This window comes from Phenylobacterium sp. T106, assembly GCF_057219735.1.
On record NZ_JBXVWA010000001.1, the window covers coordinates 881,756 to 896,990 of the forward strand.

The 15,235-nt window shown below is 71.9% G+C and carries 19 protein-coding genes; 13 read left to right on the forward strand and 6 right to left on the reverse strand.

From position 1 onward, the window contains the following. Window positions 1-54 precede the first annotated feature (54 nt). Genes AC2D8W_RS04370 through ureG form a run of 8 tightly spaced genes read left to right on the forward strand, consistent with a single transcriptional unit; the run spans window position 55 to window position 5,151 of the window. On the forward strand, window positions 55-879 hold the full coding sequence (locus tag AC2D8W_RS04370; protein ID WP_484670484.1) for an urease accessory protein UreD: 825 nt from the start codon (window positions 55-57) through the stop codon (window positions 877-879). Between the two features lies 1 nt (window position 880). Continuing rightward, on the forward strand, window positions 881-1,183 hold the full coding sequence (locus tag AC2D8W_RS04375) for an urease subunit gamma (protein WP_293481479.1): 303 nt from the start codon (window positions 881-883) through the stop codon (window positions 1,181-1,183). Between the two features lie 11 nt (window positions 1,184-1,194). Further along, window positions 1,195-1,395: a hypothetical protein gene (locus tag AC2D8W_RS04380; RefSeq protein WP_293481480.1), complete on the forward strand. Its 201-nt coding sequence runs from the start codon at window positions 1,195-1,197 to the stop codon at window positions 1,393-1,395. Then, window positions 1,368-1,697: an urease subunit beta gene (locus tag AC2D8W_RS04385; RefSeq protein ID WP_484670485.1), complete on the forward strand. Its 330-nt coding sequence runs from the start codon at window positions 1,368-1,370 to the stop codon at window positions 1,695-1,697. The genes AC2D8W_RS04380 and AC2D8W_RS04385 overlap by 28 nt, the downstream gene beginning before the upstream one ends. Then, the gene (gene ureC / locus AC2D8W_RS04390; protein WP_484670486.1) at window positions 1,697-3,406 is read left to right on the forward strand and encodes an urease subunit alpha; all 1,710 of its coding nucleotides are present in this window, start codon (window positions 1,697-1,699) and stop codon (window positions 3,404-3,406) included. Before AC2D8W_RS04385 ends, ureC begins: the two co-directional genes overlap by 1 nt. Continuing rightward, window positions 3,406-3,873, forward strand: a complete 468-nt coding sequence (locus tag AC2D8W_RS04395) for an urease accessory protein UreE (protein WP_484670487.1) — start codon at window positions 3,406-3,408, stop codon at window positions 3,871-3,873. The genes ureC and AC2D8W_RS04395 overlap by 1 nt, the downstream gene beginning before the upstream one ends. Further along, a complete protein-coding gene (locus AC2D8W_RS04400; protein ID WP_484670488.1) occupies window positions 3,863-4,519 on the forward strand; it encodes an urease accessory protein UreF in 657 nt (218 codons plus the stop codon). The genes AC2D8W_RS04395 and AC2D8W_RS04400 overlap by 11 nt, the downstream gene beginning before the upstream one ends. After that, window positions 4,516-5,151 carry an urease accessory protein UreG gene (gene ureG, locus AC2D8W_RS04405; protein WP_293481485.1) on the forward strand — a complete coding sequence of 212 codons (636 nt, stop codon included), beginning with the start codon at window positions 4,516-4,518 and terminating at the stop codon, window positions 5,149-5,151. Before AC2D8W_RS04400 ends, ureG begins: the two co-directional genes overlap by 4 nt. Here ureG and AC2D8W_RS04410 read toward each other — a convergent pair. From AC2D8W_RS04410 to puuE, 6 genes are all read right to left on the reverse strand, one after another. Then, complete coding sequence (locus AC2D8W_RS04410; RefSeq protein WP_484670489.1) at window positions 5,148-5,465, reverse strand: type II toxin-antitoxin system RelE/ParE family toxin; 318 nt, start codon at window positions 5,463-5,465, stop codon at window positions 5,148-5,150. The genes ureG and AC2D8W_RS04410 overlap by 4 nt on opposite strands. After that, on the reverse strand, window positions 5,408-5,605 hold the full coding sequence (locus AC2D8W_RS04415) for a CopG family transcriptional regulator (protein WP_484670490.1): 198 nt from the start codon (window positions 5,603-5,605) through the stop codon (window positions 5,408-5,410). Before AC2D8W_RS04415 ends, AC2D8W_RS04410 begins: the two co-directional genes overlap by 58 nt. 67 nt (window positions 5,606-5,672) lie before the next feature. Further along, a complete protein-coding gene (alc, locus tag AC2D8W_RS04420) occupies window positions 5,673-6,662 on the reverse strand; it encodes an allantoicase (protein ID WP_484670491.1) in 990 nt (329 codons plus the stop codon). After that, window positions 6,663-7,151, reverse strand: a complete 489-nt coding sequence (gene uraD / locus AC2D8W_RS04425) for a 2-oxo-4-hydroxy-4-carboxy-5-ureidoimidazoline decarboxylase (RefSeq protein WP_484670492.1) — start codon at window positions 7,149-7,151, stop codon at window positions 6,663-6,665. Next, window positions 7,148-7,957, reverse strand: a complete 810-nt coding sequence (locus AC2D8W_RS04430) for a dienelactone hydrolase family protein (protein WP_484670493.1) — start codon at window positions 7,955-7,957, stop codon at window positions 7,148-7,150. Before AC2D8W_RS04430 ends, uraD begins: the two co-directional genes overlap by 4 nt. 4 nt (window positions 7,958-7,961) lie before the next feature. Continuing rightward, window positions 7,962-8,873, reverse strand: coding sequence for an allantoinase PuuE (puuE, locus tag AC2D8W_RS04435; RefSeq protein WP_484670494.1), 912 nt, complete (start codon window positions 8,871-8,873; stop codon window positions 7,962-7,964). A gap of 108 nt (window positions 8,874-8,981) precedes the next feature. On the opposite strand from puuE, the gene uraH reads away from it, so the two are divergent. The 5 genes from uraH to AC2D8W_RS04460 are packed head-to-tail and all read left to right on the forward strand — an operon-like array spanning window position 8,982 to window position 15,234. Further along, on the forward strand, window positions 8,982-9,323 hold the full coding sequence (gene uraH, locus AC2D8W_RS04440; RefSeq protein WP_484670495.1) for a hydroxyisourate hydrolase: 342 nt from the start codon (window positions 8,982-8,984) through the stop codon (window positions 9,321-9,323). A gap of 1 nt (window position 9,324) precedes the next feature. Next, window positions 9,325-10,755, forward strand: a complete 1,431-nt coding sequence (gene xdhA / locus AC2D8W_RS04445) for a xanthine dehydrogenase small subunit (RefSeq protein WP_484670496.1) — start codon at window positions 9,325-9,327, stop codon at window positions 10,753-10,755. Window positions 10,756-10,803: 48 nt separating this feature from the next. Beyond that, on the forward strand, window positions 10,804-13,116 hold the full coding sequence (gene xdhB / locus AC2D8W_RS04450) for a xanthine dehydrogenase molybdopterin binding subunit (RefSeq protein WP_484670497.1): 2,313 nt from the start codon (window positions 10,804-10,806) through the stop codon (window positions 13,114-13,116). Further along, window positions 13,109-14,053 carry a xanthine dehydrogenase accessory protein XdhC gene (xdhC, locus tag AC2D8W_RS04455; RefSeq protein ID WP_484670498.1) on the forward strand — a complete coding sequence of 315 codons (945 nt, stop codon included), beginning with the start codon at window positions 13,109-13,111 and terminating at the stop codon, window positions 14,051-14,053. Before xdhB ends, xdhC begins: the two co-directional genes overlap by 8 nt. Next, window positions 14,053-15,234: a urate hydroxylase PuuD gene (locus tag AC2D8W_RS04460; protein WP_484670499.1), complete on the forward strand. Its 1,182-nt coding sequence runs from the start codon at window positions 14,053-14,055 to the stop codon at window positions 15,232-15,234. Before xdhC ends, AC2D8W_RS04460 begins: the two co-directional genes overlap by 1 nt. Window position 15,235 lies beyond the last annotated feature (1 nt).

Genomic DNA, 15,235 nt, shown 5'->3' on the forward strand with positions numbered 1-15,235 from the left:
GGCCCGCGGGCGCCCATGGCTGGACAGGCGGCGGCGCCATCCCAGGCTGTCGCGATGATCCAGGGGCCCGCCTCTCTGCCGGACCTTCCCGTCCTCGAGCGCGCGAGGGGCGAGGGCCGCGTCACGGTCGCGAGCGACGGCCGGCGCACCCGGCTCCAGAGGCTCTACCAGGAGGGCTGCGCCAACATCCGCCTTCCGGCCTCGGACGGGGCCGAGGCGGTGCTGATCAACACCGCCGGGGGCCTCACGGGGGGCGACCGGCTGAGCTGGTCCGCGGAGGTCGCGGCGGGCGCGGCCCTCACCTTGACGTCCCAGGCCTGCGAGAAGGTCTACCGGGCCCGCGACGGCGTGGCCGAGGTCGCCGCCAGGCTCGAGGTTCGCGAGCAGGGCCGGCTCGACTGGCTACCGCAGGAGACGATCCTGTTCGACGGCGGGGCGATATCGCGCCGGCTCGAGGCCGATCTGGCGCCCGGCGCGCGCCTGCTGGCGACGGAAGCCGTGGTGCTGGGCCGCTCGGCCATGGGCGAGACGGTCCGGCGCGGCCTGCTGCGGGACCGCTGGCGGGTCCGGCAGGAGGGCCGGCTGATCTTCGCCGACGAACTGCGGCTGGAGGGCGCGGTGGCGGACCTCGCGGCCCGCGCGCCGCTTCTGGACGGTGCGCGGGCCTTCGCCTCGATCCTCGTGGTCGACGGAGAGGCGGGGCGCCTCCTCGCGCCGCTCCGCGCGCTGCTGGGACCGGGCGGCGGCGCGAGCGCCTTCGACGGCAAGCTCTTCGCCCGCTTGGCGGCCCCCGACGGCCTCGCCCTTCGCCGCGTGCTGCTGCCCGCGCTGGAGCTGCTGCGGGACGGCCGCCCCCTGCCCCGCGTGTGGAGGACCTGACGTGAACCTCACCCCGCGCGAGAAGGACAAGCTGCTGGTGGCCATGGCCGCCGAGGTCGCCCGCAAGCGCCTGGCGCGCGGCGTGAAGCTGAACCATCCCGAGGCCGTGGCGCTCATCACCGACTTCGTGGTGGAGGGCGCCCGCGACGGCCGGCCCGTGGCCGACCTCATGGAGGCCGGGGCGCACGTCATCACCCGCGCCCAGTGCATGGCCGGAGTCCCCGAGATGATCCACGACGTCCAGGTCGAGGCCACGTTCCCCGACGGCACGAAGCTCGTGACCGTCCACCACCCGATCCGCTGAAGGAGACCCCGATGCGCTGGAAACTCGTCCTGCTCGCAGCCCTGGCCGGCACGCCGGCCCTGGCCCACGACGGTCATCACGAGACGCTCGCCGCGGCCGAGCAGGCGCGGCACCTGCTGACCCAGCCCGACCACGTCCTGGCGCTGGCGGCGCTGGTCGTCCTGGCGGCGACCGGGGGCTGGGCATGGCGCCGCGCCACGGTCCGCAAGTGATCCCGGGCGAGGTCATCGCGGCGCAGGGCGACATCGAGCTCAACGCCGGCGCGCCCGTCGTGACGTTGCGGGTGGCCAATACCGGCGACCGGCCGATCCAGGTGGGCAGCCACTACCATTTCAGCGAAACCAACCCGGCCCTGCGCTTCGACCGCGCGGCCGCGCGGGGCCTCCGCCTGGACATCGCCGCCGGCACGGCCGTGCGGTTCGAACCCGGTCAGGAGCGCGAGGTCGCGCTGGTCCCGCTCGCGGGCGCCCGCACGGTCTACGGCTTCCGCCAGGACGTGATGGGCCCGCTCTGATGCCCGCCCGGATCGCGCGCGCCGCCTACGCCGACATGTTCGGCCCCACCACCGGGGACCGCGTGCGCCTGGCCGACACCGAGCTCTTCGTCGAGGTCGAGCGCGACTTCACCACCTATGGCGAGGAGGTGAAGTTCGGCGGCGGCAAGGTGATCCGCGACGGCATGGGCCAGTCCCAGGTCACCCGCGCGGCGGGCGCCGTCGACACGGTGATCACCAACGCCCTCATCATCGACCACTGGGGCGTCGTGAAGGCCGACGTGGGCCTGAAGGACGGCCGCATCGCCGCCATCGGCAAGGCCGGCAATCCCGACACCCAGCCGGGCGTGGACATCGTCATCGGCCCGGGCACCGAGATCATCGCCGGCGAGGGCAAGATCCTGACCGCCGGCGCCATGGACGCCCACATCCACTTCATCTGCCCGCAGCAGATCGAGGAGGCGCTGATGAGCGGCGTCACCACCATGCTGGGCGGCGGCACGGGCCCGGCGACCGGGACCAACGCCACCACCTGCACGCCCGGACCCTGGCACCTGGCCCGCATGATCGAGGCCGCCGACGCGTTTCCCATGAACCTGGCCTTCGCGGGCAAGGGCAACGCCAGCCTGCCGGACGCCCTGGTCGAACAGGTGGCGGGCGGCGCCTGCGCGCTGAAGCTGCACGAGGACTGGGGCACGACGCCCGCCGCGATCGACTGCTGCCTGTCGGTCGCCGACGACCACGACATCCAGGTGATGATCCACACCGACACCCTGAACGAGAGCGGGTTCGTCGAGGACACCATCGCCGCGCTGAAAGGCCGGACGATCCACGCCTTCCACACCGAGGGCGCGGGCGGCGGCCACGCGCCCGACATCCTCAAGGTGGCGGGGTTCGCCAACGTCATCCCGTCGTCCACGAACCCGACGCGGCCCTACACGCGCAACACCCTGGCCGAGCACCTCGACATGCTCATGGTCTGCCACCACCTCGACCCGGCGATCCCCGAGGACGTGGCCTTCGCCGAGAGCCGGATCCGCAAGGAGACCATCGCCGCCGAGGACATCCTGCACGACCTGGGCGCGCTCTCGATCATCTCGTCCGACAGCCAGGCCATGGGCCGCGTGGGCGAGGTGCTCATCCGCACCTGGCAGACCGCCGACAAGATGAAGCGCCAGCGGGGTCCGCTCCCCGGCGACGGCCCCGCCGACAACGCCCGGGTCAAGCGCTACATCGCCAAGGTCACCATCAACCCGGCCATCGCCCACGGGCTCTCGGCCCACATCGGCAGCGTCGAGGCGGGCAAGCGCGCCGACCTCGTGCTCTGGAACCCGGCCTTCTTCGGCGTGAAGCCCGACCTGGTGCTGCTGGGCGGGTCGATCGCCGCCGCGCCGATGGGCGACCCCAACGCCTCGATCCCCACGCCGCAGCCGGTGCACTACCGGCCGATGTTCGCGGCCTACGGCCGGAACGTCTCGCGCTCGTCGGTGGTCTTCACGTCGAAGCTGGCGCTCGAGCGGGGTCTGCCCGAGCGGCTGGGGACGTGGAAGGCGATGGTGGCGGTCGAGAACGTGCGCGGCGGCATCGGCAAGGCCGCCATGATCCACAACGCCGCCACCCCGGTCATCGAGGTGGATCCCGAAACCTACGAAGTCCGCGCCGACGGCGAACTCCTCACCTGCGAGCCCGCCGACGTCCTGCCCATGGCCCAGAGGTACTTCCTGTTCTGATGACGACCATGACCCCCATCACCCGCATCGCCCCCGCCGGCGGCTGGGCCGGCTTCGCCGCCGACATGGTGGTGCTCGACTACGACGGCCGCCACCGCCGCCGCGTGGTCCTGACCGGCGTGTCCGGAACCCGCTACCTCCTGGACCTCGCCGAGGCCGCCCATCTGCGCGACGGCGACGGCCTGCTGCTCGCGGAGGGCGGCGTGGTGCAGGTGATCGCCAAGGCCGAACCGCTCCTCGAGGTCCGCGCCGGCACGCCCCAGGGCCTGCTGCGCCTCGCCTGGCACATCGGCAACCGGCACCTCGCGGCGCAGGTGTTCGAGGACCGCATCCTCATCCGTCGCGACCACGTGATCGCACACATGCTCGAGCACCAGGGCGCGCGGATCCGCGAGATCGAGGCGCCGTTCGATCCCGAGGGCGGCGCCTACCACGGCCATCAGCACAGCCACGACCATGCCCACTGAAGCCCGCCTGCTGCGGCTGCTGACCTGGCTGTCGCCGGCCTTTCCGACCGGCGCCTTCGGCTTCTCGCACGGTCTCGAGACCGCCATCCGGGACGGCGCCGTCGACGACACGCGCTCGCTCACCGCCTGGCTCGCCGGCCTGATCGAACACGGCTCCGCGTGGAGCGACGCGGTGCTGCTCAAGGCGGCCTGGACGGCGAGCACGGCCGAGGATCATGCGGCGCTGGACGACGTGGCCGAGCTGGCCGAGGCGCTCTGTCCCTCGCTCGAACGCCGGCGCGAGACGATGGCGCAGGGCGAGGCGTTCCTGACCGCCGTCGCGGCCTGGAGCCCGCCGCCGATCGTGCGGGCCCCCTACCCCGTCGCGCTGGGCGCCGCCGCCGGCGCGGCGGGCCTGCCGCTCGAGCCGGCGCTGTCCGCCTGGCTCCACGCCTTCGCCTCGAACCTGGTCAGCGTCGCCGTGCGCGCCGTGCCGCTGGGCCAGTCCGACGCCTTGCAGGTGATCGCCGCGCTGGAGCCGGTGATCGTGCGCACCGCCAACCGCGCCGCCGCCTCGACCCTGGACGACCTCGGTTCGGCGTCGGTCGTCTCGGACATCGCCTCGATGCGGCACGAAACCCTGGACGGGAGGCTCTTCGGCTCATGAACGGACACGGCCTCAACGGCCCCTTGCGCGTCGGCATCGGCGGCCCCGTCGGATCGGGCAAGACCACCCTCACCGAGAAGCTCTGCAAGGCGATGCGCGACCGCTGGTCCATCGCGGTCGTCACCAACGACATCTACACCCAGGAAGACGCCCTGATCCTGAACCGGCTGCAGGCGCTGCCCGAGGACCGGATCCTGGGCGTGGAGACCGGCGGCTGCCCGCACACCGCGATCCGCGAGGACGCCTCGCTCAACCTGGCCGCCATCGCCGAGATGAACCGCCGCCACCCCGGCCTGGACGTGATCTTCATCGAGAGCGGCGGCGATAACCTCGCCGCCACCTTCAGCCCGGATCTCGCGGACCTCACGCTCTACGTCGTCAGCGTCTGCCAGGGCGAGAAGATACCCCGCAAGGGCGGCCCGGCGATCACGCGCTCGGACCTGCTGATCATCAACAAGACCGACCTCGCCCCGCACGTGGGCGCCGACCTCGCCGTCATGGACCGCGACGCCCGCGCCGCGCGCGGCGAGCGCCCCTACGTCTTCACCGACCTGACGCGGCTGAAGGGGCTGGACGACGTGATCGGCTACCTGGTCGAGGCCGGCGGCCTGCCGGAGAAGCTCGCCGCTTAGCGGGGACGACGTGCGCCGTGGCGGATCGCGACGACCTCCACAAGCTCCGGCGTGACACGGTACCTGAGAAGATAGGGCCACACGATGGTCAACTCCCGAAGCCCCTTGGCGATCGGGCGCCCACGCTCGGGCATCTCGGCCAGGCTATCAGCGACCGACGCCAGCCTTGCCGCCAAGCGCGCGGCTGCGAGAGGGCTGAACTCCGACACATAGTCGCGCACGGCGATGAGATTTGCCTGCGCCTCCGCAGACCAGATCAGTCGCCGCACTTCGGGGGCGGCAGCTCGTCGGGCGTGCCCCACGACAAGAGCCATCGCATCACGGCTTCGTGGCTGATCACCCGCCCGGCTTCGAGGTCCGCGATGCCACGGAGCGTCGACGCCTCGACGGCGGCGTCGTCTTCAATGTCGAAGACGCCGGGCTCTTCCTCAAAGCCATCTTCTTGCTCGCTCATTGCCATTTCCTAGCACGCCCGGAACAGAATGTGAACACCAGACGAAGGCCGAGGCCGCGCGCCAGGCCTACCGCACCACCGTCCCCAGCATCCGCAGCCGGCTGACGCCGCCGTCGGGGAAGATGTTGAGGCGCACGAAGCGGATCGGTCCCAGGTCGGCCAGCTCGTCGCGGAACGTGTGGATGTGGTCGGCCTGCAGCTTCACCTCGGGCAGCAGCAGGGGCCACCCCTCGGCCTGTGCCGCGATCTCCTGCGGCGAGCCGTGGGAGCGGCGCGTGGCCTGGATCGAGCAGCGGTCGGGGTAGTTGCCCTTGAAGTGCGCGGTGTCGACGACGACCTCCTCGATGCGGCCGAAGGCGCCCAGCTCCAGCACCGCCCAGTCGTGCCCCGGCTCGCGGCGGCGCCGCGTCTCCCAGCCGTCCCCCATGTCGACGCCGCGGCCCGGCGCGGTCAGGTTCTCCACGCGCCCGAAGTGCTCGTCGTTGGCGATGATCCCGCGCCCGCCCCAGCCCATGGCGAGCAGATCGATCACCTCGCCGTCGGCCACCTTCGACCAGTCGGGGTCGACGCGGCCCCAGACGCGCAGGCGCGCCACGCCGCCGTCGGGGAAGATGTGCAGCCGCACGTGCGTGGCCGGCCGAGCGTGATCGACCGCGACCCACTGCCGGTCGTTTCCGTTGAGCGCCAGCCGCGGCGTCACCTTGACCCATCCCGCGTCCTCGTCCGGCACGGCCTGGTCCGACACGCACACCTCCAGCTCGGCGCCCGGCGGGTAGTTGCCGGTGAAGTGCCGGGTGTCGATCTCGAAGCCCGCGATGATCCCGGGAACGCCCAGCTTCACCACGCACCAGTCGTGGCCCGGCGTGCGCTTGCGGCGGCTCTCCCAGCCGTCCATCCACTTGCCGTTCTCGTCGTACTTGCCGGGGATGAACACCGGCTCCGTCGGCGAGATCAGGCGGGCCTTGTCGGCGAAGAAGTCGTCGGTGGCGTACACCACCTCCGAGCCCAGCCGCGGCTGGGCCAGGTCGACGAAGCTGCGGCGGATGTCTTCGAACATTCAGGCGCTCTCGAAGAGGTCGGCGAGGCGGAAGCGGGCGATGCGATGGATCTGGGCGATGGCGGTGGCGAACTCCGCTTCCGGATCGTTCGCCAGCCGGGCCTCGAACGCCGCCAGGATCTCCGCCCGGCCCGCGCCCTTCACGGCGTAGATGAAGGGAAAGCCGAAGCGGGCGTCGTAGGCGCCGTTGAGGCGCTGGAAGGCCGCGAACTCCTCCGGGCTGCAGGCGTCCAGTCCCGCGCCCGCCTGCTCGCGCACCGACGCCTCGGCCATCCTCGCGCGGCTGGCCAGCTGCGGATGTGCGCGGATCAGGGCCAGCTTGGCTTCGCGCGGCGCGGCGTCCACCACGGCGGCCATGGCGGCCGCCAGGCCCTCGAGGTCGTCCGGCGGGTTCGGCCACACCCCCTCGGCGACCCAGGGCGAGGCCTCGTAGACCGGCCCGAAGCGCGCGACGAACGCCTCGCGCGACAATGCCGACGGCCGCGTCACGGGGCGACCCTCCCGAACGCCGCGCGGAACACCTCGACCACCCGCGCCCGCGCCGCTTCGGCGGCCGCGCGGTCGAACTCGAACCGCACCTCGCCGCCCTTGCCGTTGTGGGCGTAGGGGTCGTGGACGGTCTTGGACGGCATGTCCCGGTCGAAGGCATGCGTCGCGCCCGGATGGACCACCAGCTCGACATGCGTCCGATCGGCGGGATCGAGGCCCGCCAGGAAGCCTTCGCAGACCTCCGGCGTATCGTAGGCGTCGGCCGCGCCCGCGTGGATCAGCACCGGGGCGCCGGTCAGGCCGCGCAGCTCGTGGCCGGGCGCGCGGTTGTAGCTCCACAGCACCGGATAGAAGGCCGCGTGGGCCGCGAAGCCCAGGCCCGGCTCGGCCAGCGCGTCGGCGTAGCGGCGGGTGGCGGAAAGGACGCTGACCACCCCGCCCCACGAGAAGCCCATGATCGCGATCCGCCGCGGGTCCACCTCGGGCTGGCGCGCCAGGAACGACAGCGCCGCGAAGGCGTCCGGCAGGGTCTCGGGCACGGTCTTCGGCCGCCCCGGCGCGCCGCGCACGGTCCCGCGCGCCGACCACATGTCGAGCTCCAGGGTCGCGAACCCCGCCGCCTGCAGCGCCTGGGCGTGGAAGCGCCCGCGCGCGTCGACGCCGTCCGAGCCGTGGCAGATGACCACCGCCGGAACCCGCGCCGGCGGCGTGGCGCCGTCGCCCAGCGGCGCGTCCAGGCGCCCCGCGACGGTCAGCGGCGGGTCGGCGCGGGTCTCGAAGGCGACGTAGCAGGTCCGGAAATCCATGCGCCTATCCTGCGTACGGATGGACCTCGCGCCAATGGCGCGCGATCTCGATCCGGCGGGCGAACCAGACGTCCGGATGGTCCAGCGCGTACCGGAGGAACCGCTCCAGCCCCGCCATCTTGCCCGGCCGCCCGACGATGCGGGCGTGCAGCCCGACGCTCATCATCTTCGGGCGCTCGGCGCCTTCCGCATAGAGCACGTCGAACGCGTCCTTGAGGTACGAGAAGAACTGCTCGCCGGTGTTCAGCCCCGCGCCGGAAAAGCGCATGTCGTTGGCTTCCAGCGTGTACGGCACGATCAGGTGCGGCCGCGGCCCGACCCTCGTCCAGAACGGAAGATCGTCGGAATAGTCGTCGGCGTCGTAGAGGAACCCGCCGTCCTCGGCGACGAGCCTGCGGGTGTTGGGGCTGGTCCGGCCGGTGTACCAGCCCAGCGGCCGCTCGCCCGTCAGCCGCCGGTGGATCTCGATGGCCCGGGCCATGTGCTCGCGCTCGACGGCCTCGTCGACATCCTGGTAGCTGATCCAGCGCCATCCATGGCTGGCGATCTCGTGGCCGGCTTCCAGCATGGCCTCGACGACGGCGGGGTTGCGCTCCATGGCCATGGCGACCCCGAACACGGTGACCGGGACGCCGTATCGCTCGAACAGGCGCAGCAGCCGCCACACTCCGGCCCGGCTGCCGTATTCGTAGATCTGCTCCATGCTCATGTGGCGCGCGCCCGGGACGGGCGCGGGGTTGATCATGTCGGACAGGAAGGTCTCGGCGCCCGCATCGCCATGCAGCACCGAATTCTCGGCCCCCTCCTCGTAGTTCAGCACGAGCTGGACGGCGATCCGCGCTCCGCCGGGCCACTTCGCGTGCGGCGGGTCCTTCCCGTAGCCGATGAGGTCGCGCGGATAGGACGTCTCGGGCATGGATGACCGCTTAGCAGGCTTCACCGGGCGTGCAGCCTCGCAATCCCGCGGCGCAGTTGCAATTCGCCGCCCGTGCGCGGATTCTGGACGGCCGACCACGGAACCCAAATGAGCGGCCTGACCACCCACGTCCTGGACACTATGCACGGGCGGCCCGCCGCCGGAATGTCCCTTCGCCTCCTGCGCGGCGACAGAGTGCTGGCGGACGCGGTGACCAATCTGGACGGCCGGCTCGACGGTCCGCTGCTTGCCGGACCCGACCTGGAGCCGGGCGGCTATCGTCTCGAGTTCCGCGTGGGCGAGTATTTCCGCGATATGGGCGCGCCGCTGTCCGAGCCCTCGTTCCTCGAGACGGTGGTCATCGACTTCAATGTCACCGAGGCCGGCGGGCACTATCATGTCCCGCTGCTGGTGAGCCCCTTCGCCTACTCCACCTACCGGGGCAGCTAGGATGGCGCGGCCGATCCGCTTCCTGCTCGACGGCGCCGTGCACGAGCTCCCGGCCGACACGGACCCCACGCTCACCGTCCTGAATTTGCTGCGCTATCACCTGCGCCGGACCGGCACGAAGGAGGGCTGCGCCGAGGGGGACTGCGGCGCCTGCACCGTGGTCCTGGGCGAGTTGGAGGACGGCCGGGTCCGCTTCCGCGCCGTGAACGCCTGCATCCTCTTCGCCCCGATGCTGGACGGCCGGGCGCTCTTCACCGTGGAAAGCCTCGGGCGCGAGGGCTCGCTGCATCCGGTGCAACAGGCCATGGTCGACGCGCACGCCAGCCAGTGCGGCTTCTGCACGCCCGGGTTCGTGATGAGCCTGTACGCCCTGCAGCGCGAGGGCGCGCCCGCCGACACCCCGTCCCTGAAGGACGCCCTGGCGGGAAACCTCTGCCGCTGCACCGGCTACGGACCGATCCTGGCGGCCGGTCAGGCCATGGGGCGGACGCCCGAGCCGGACATCTCGGACGCCCTCGCCGCGATCCGGCCGGCCGAGAGCCTCGCGCTGGAGCACGGGGCCCGCCGCTTCTTCGCGCCACGCTCGGCGGACGAACTGGCGGCGGTGCTGGAGGCGAACCCGGACGCCACGGTTCTCGCCGGCGGCACGGACGTGGGCCTGTGGGTCACCAAGCAGCGGCGCGTCCTGCCCACCCTGGTTTCGCTGAACGAGTGCGCCGACCTGAAGCGGATCGAGGACTTGGGCGATGCGATCCGGATCGGCGCGGCGGCGCGCTACGCCGAGGCCCACGCCGCGCTGGCGTCGCTTCACCCGGCGTTCGACGGCCTGTTGCGCCGCCTGGGGGGCCTGCAGGTCCGCAACCTCGGGACCGTCTGCGGCAACATCGCCAACGGCTCGCCGATCGGCGACATGCCGCCCGCCCTGATCGCGGCCGGCGCGACGCTCGCCCTGCGCCGGGGGTCGGCGCGGCGCGAACTGCCGCTGGAGGCCTACTTCCTCGACTACGGCCGGCAGGACCGGCGCCCCGGCGAGTTCGTGGAGGCGGTCACGGTCCCGAAGCCGCCGCCGGGCCGGATCGTCCATATCGCCAAGCTTTCCAAGCGCTTCGACCAGGACATTTCCGCGGTATGCCTGGGTCTCTCGGTGGGCCTGCAGTCCGGTCAGGTCACCGACGCGCGGATCGCCTTCGGCGGCATGGCCGCGACGCCGAAGCGCGCGCCACAGGCCGAGGCCGCTCTCGCCGGCCGGGCCTGGACGGCCGCGACGGTCGAGGCCGCCGCCGAGGCCCTCGCGAACGACTTCACGCCCATCACCGACATGCGCGCCTCGGCCGGCTACCGCCTGGAAGCCGCCCGCAACCTGCTGCGGCGCGCGTTCGTCGAGGCGGCCGGCAGTGATCGCCTCCAGGACCTGGAGGCCGTTTCCGCGTGAGGGGCTCTCGCCACAACGGGCCGCCGACGTCGTTCCCTGGAGGCGGCGATGGCTGACTCCGGCGTCGCCCGCCCCAGCCCGGTGCTGCACGCGCCGATCGGCCACGACAGCGCCCCCCGCCATGTCTCCGGCGAGGCGCTCTACATCGACGACATTCCCGAGCCGCCCGGCCTGCTCCACCTGGCCGTCGGGCAGAGCGCGCGGGCCCATGCGCGCGTGACCCGGCTCGACCTGTCGGCCGTCCGCGCCGCGCCCGGGGTCGTGGCGGTGCTGACCCCGGCGGACGTCCCGGGGAAGAACGACATAAGCCCCTTCGCCGGCGACGATCCCCTCTTCGCCGAGGGCGAAGTGAAGTTCGTCGGCCAGGCCCTGTTCTGCGTCGCCGCCGAAACGCTTCCGAAGGCGCGGGCGGCCGCAGCCCTCGCCGTCGTCGACTACGAGGATCTCCCCGCGTGGCTCACGGCCGACGCCGCGGTGGCGGCCGGATCGCTGATCGAGCCCACCCAGACCATGCGCCTGGGCGACGCCGCGGCCGCCCTCGCGGCTTCACCGCACGTCCTTTCGGGTCGTCTGCAGGTGGGCGGGCAGGAGCACTTCTACCTCGAAGGCCAGGTCGCCCTGGTCAGCCCGGGCGAGGGTGCGGACCTGCACGTGTGGACCTCGACCCAGCATCCGACCGAGACCCAGCACATCCTGGCCCGCGTGCTGGGCTGCCCCGATGCGGCGATCACCGTCGAGGTGCGGCGGATGGGCGGCGCCTTCGGCGGCAAGGAGACCCAGTCGGTCCAGTGGGCGGCCATGGCGGCGCTGGCGGCCCGCGTCACCCGTCGTCCCGCGAAGATCCGCCTCGACCGCGACGACGACATGGTCATGACCGGCAAGCGCCACGACTTCGAGATCGACTGGTCGGTGGGCTTCGACGGGCAAGGCCGCCTGCAGGGCGCCCGGTTCGAGTTCGCCTCGCGCTGCGGGTTCTCGGCCGACCTGTCGCACGCGATCAACGACCGGGCGATGTTCCATGCCGACAACGCCTACGCCCTGCCCGCCGCCGAGATCGTCTCGCATCGCGCCCGCACGCACACGGTGTCGAACACCGCCTTCCGCGGCTTCGGCGGCCCGCAGGGGATGATGGCCATCGAACGCGCCCTGGACGCGGTGGCGCTTTCGCTGGGCCAGGACCCGCTGGATGTGCGCCTCGCCAACCTTTATGGCGTGGCCGGCGACCTGACGCCCTACGGCCAGACCGTCACGGACGCCGTGATCGACCCGATCATGCGCGAACTCGCCGAGTCGTGCGGCTACCGCGCACGCCGCGCGGCGGTCAGGGCCTGGAACGCCGGCCATCCGCACCTGAAGCGGGGCCTCGCGCTGACGCCGGTGAAGTTCGGCATCTCGTTCACCACCACCCACCTGAACCAGGCCGGCGCCCTGGTCCACGTCTACACCGACGGCTCGATCCACCTGAACCACGGCGGGACCGAGATGGGCCAGGGGCTGAACATCAAGGTCGCCCAGGTGGTCGCCGACGCCTTCCAGGTCCCTCTCGCGTCGGTGCGCATCACCTCGACGCGGACCGACAAGGTGCCGAACACCTCGGCCACAGCCGCCTCTTCGGGCAGCGACCTCAACGGCATGGCGGCGCTCGACGCCTGCGAGCAGATCAAGGCGCGCCTGTCCGGCTGGGCGCGCTCGAACTTCGGCCACGACCCGGTCTTCACGCCCGACGGCGTTCAGGTCGGCCGCGAACTGCTCTCGTTCCGCGACTTCGTGAACCAGGCCTACGTGGCCCGCATCTCGCTCTCGGCGGCCGGGTACTACCGGACCCCGGACATCCGCTACGACCGCGTCAACCACAAGGGCCGGCCGTTCTACTACTTCGCCTACGGCGCCGCCTGCTCCGAGGTCGCGATCGACACCCTGACAGGCGAGAACCGGGTGACCCGCGTGGACATCCTCCACGACGTGGGCCGGTCCTTGAACCCGGCCATTGACCTCGGCCAGATCGAGGGCGGCTTCGTGCAGGGCATGGGCTGGCTCACGACCGAGGAGCTGGTGTTCGACGGCGCCGGGCGGCTCCGCACCCATGCGCCGTCCACCTACAAGATCCCGACCGCCAGCGACCGGCCCGACGCGTTCAACATCGCCATCTGGTCCGGCGGGGAGAACCGCGAACCGACGATCCATCGCTCGAAGGCCGTGGGCGAGCCGCCGCTGATGCTGGCGATCTCGGTCTTCTCGGCGCTGACCGACGCCGTCGCCAGCGTGGGCGGCCACCGCGTCATGCCCGACCTCGATGCGCCCGCCACGCCCGAGCGCATCCTGGCCGCCGTCGACGATGTCCGGAGGCGCGCCGGTGGCTGAGTGGATCCGCGGCGCGCTCGCCGCCGTCCGGCGCGGCGAGCCGCTCGCCATGGTCACCATCGTCGGCGCGCAGGGCTCGACGCCGCGGGAGACGTTCGCGCGGATGCTGGTCTGGCCCGACCGGTTCACCGGCACGATCGGCGGCGGCTCGCTGGAGCGGCAGGGGCTGGAGCAGGGACGCCGCCTGCTGGCCCAGGACGCCCGCCGTCACGCGCTCCAGGACTATCCCCTGGGCCCGATGCTGGGCCAGTGCTGCGGTGGCCACGTTCGGCTGCTGATCGAGCGGCTGGATGCCGAATGCCTGGGCTGGCTGGAGCCGGCGGCGGCGCGCGCCACGCCGTTTGCCTTGACCGCACGCTTTGCGGACGGCGCGATGCAGCGCACGGTCGAGCCTGCGGCGGTCCCCTCGGACAGTCCGCGCACGCCGATCCCGGAGGTCCGCACCATTTCCGAAGCCATCCGCCCCAGGCTCCCCCGTCTCGTGATCTTCGGCGCAGGGCACGTCGGCCAGGCTGTGGCGCGGGCGTTCGCGCCCCTGCCCTTTCACCTGGATTGGCTGGCCAGCCGCGAGGACCTTCGGCCCGAAGCCGGCGGCACGCAGGCCGTGATCCTGTCCGAGGACGAGCTGGAGGCGGCCGTCGAGGCCGCGCCGCCGGACACGCTGTTCGCCATCTTCACCCACAGCCACGAGCTGGACTACCGGCTCGTCCGCGCGGCGCTGCGCAACGGGCGGTTCCGCTACCTGGGCCTCATCGGCTCGGCCACCAAGCGGGCGCGGTTCGAGAGCCGGCTGCGGGCCGACGGCTTCGGCGACGGCGACCTCGCCCGCCTCACCTCGCCCATCGGCATCCCGACGCTGAAGAGCAAGGCGCCCGAGGTGATCGCCGTCAGCGTCGCGGCCCAGTTGCTGCAACTGGTGGAGGAGCCGGCGCCGTGATGGCCGAGCTCGAGGCCTGGGCAAATCTCGCGATCCGCTGGCTGCACCTGACGGCCGGCATCGCCTGGATCGGATCGTCGTTCTATTTCATGTGGTTGGACAGCCACCTGAAGAAGCCCGACGACGCGCCGGAAGGCATCGCGGGCGAGCTCTGGAGCGTCCACTCCGGGGGCTTCTACCGCCAGATGAAGTTCATGGTGGCGCCGGCCGGCATGCCCGAGGAGCTGCACTGGTTCAAATGGGAGGCCTACACCACCTGGATCTCGGGCTTCCTGCTGCTCGGCCTGATGTTCTACGTGGGGGCGGACCTCAACCTCATCGACCGCACCAAGGCCGACCTCGCGACCTGGCAGGCCGTGAGTCTCGGACTGGCCAGCCTCGTCGTGGGCTGGCTGGCCTACGATGCCCTCTGCCGCTCTCCGATCGGGCAGGACCTTCGTCTTTTCAGTATCTTGTGGTTCCTTCTTCTGACGGCTGCGGCCTACGGCCTGACCCGCGTGTTCGCCGACCGCGGCGGCTTCATGCACGTGGGCGCGATCATCGGCACCGTCATGGCCGCCAACGTCTTCATGGTCATCATTCCGAACCAGCGGAAGGTTGTGGCCCAGGTCCTCGCCGGCGAGACCCCCGATCCGGCGCTGGGCAAGCAGGCCAAGCAGCGCAGCGTCCACAACAACTACATGACCCTGCCGGTGCTGTTCATCATGATCAGCAACCACTATCCGATGATCTACGCCGCGCCGCTGAACTGGCTCTGGCTCGCGGGGCTCGGGATCGCCGGATGGGCCATCCGCCACTTCTTCAACCGCAAGAACGCCGGGCACGTCGAGCCGCAGTGGCTGGCCTACGGCGCGCTCGCCTTCGTCACCGTCGCCGTCCTCAACGCCAGCGCGCGGCCACAGCCGGCGCAGGCCGTGGCCGTTCCCGCGTACGCCGAGGTGCGCGCCATCGTCGACCGCCACTGCATCGCCTGCCACGCCGCGGCGCCCACCCACCGCGGCGTGCCGGTGGCGCCCAACGGCGCCATGTTCGACACCGCCGAGGGCCTGCAGAAGCACGCCCAGCGCATCTACGAGCGCGCGGTCGCCACCACCTCCATGCCGCAGGGCAACGAGACCGGCATGACGGCCGACGAGCGCGCTCGGCTGGGCGCCTGGATCAAGGCGGGCGCCAAGCTGTGAG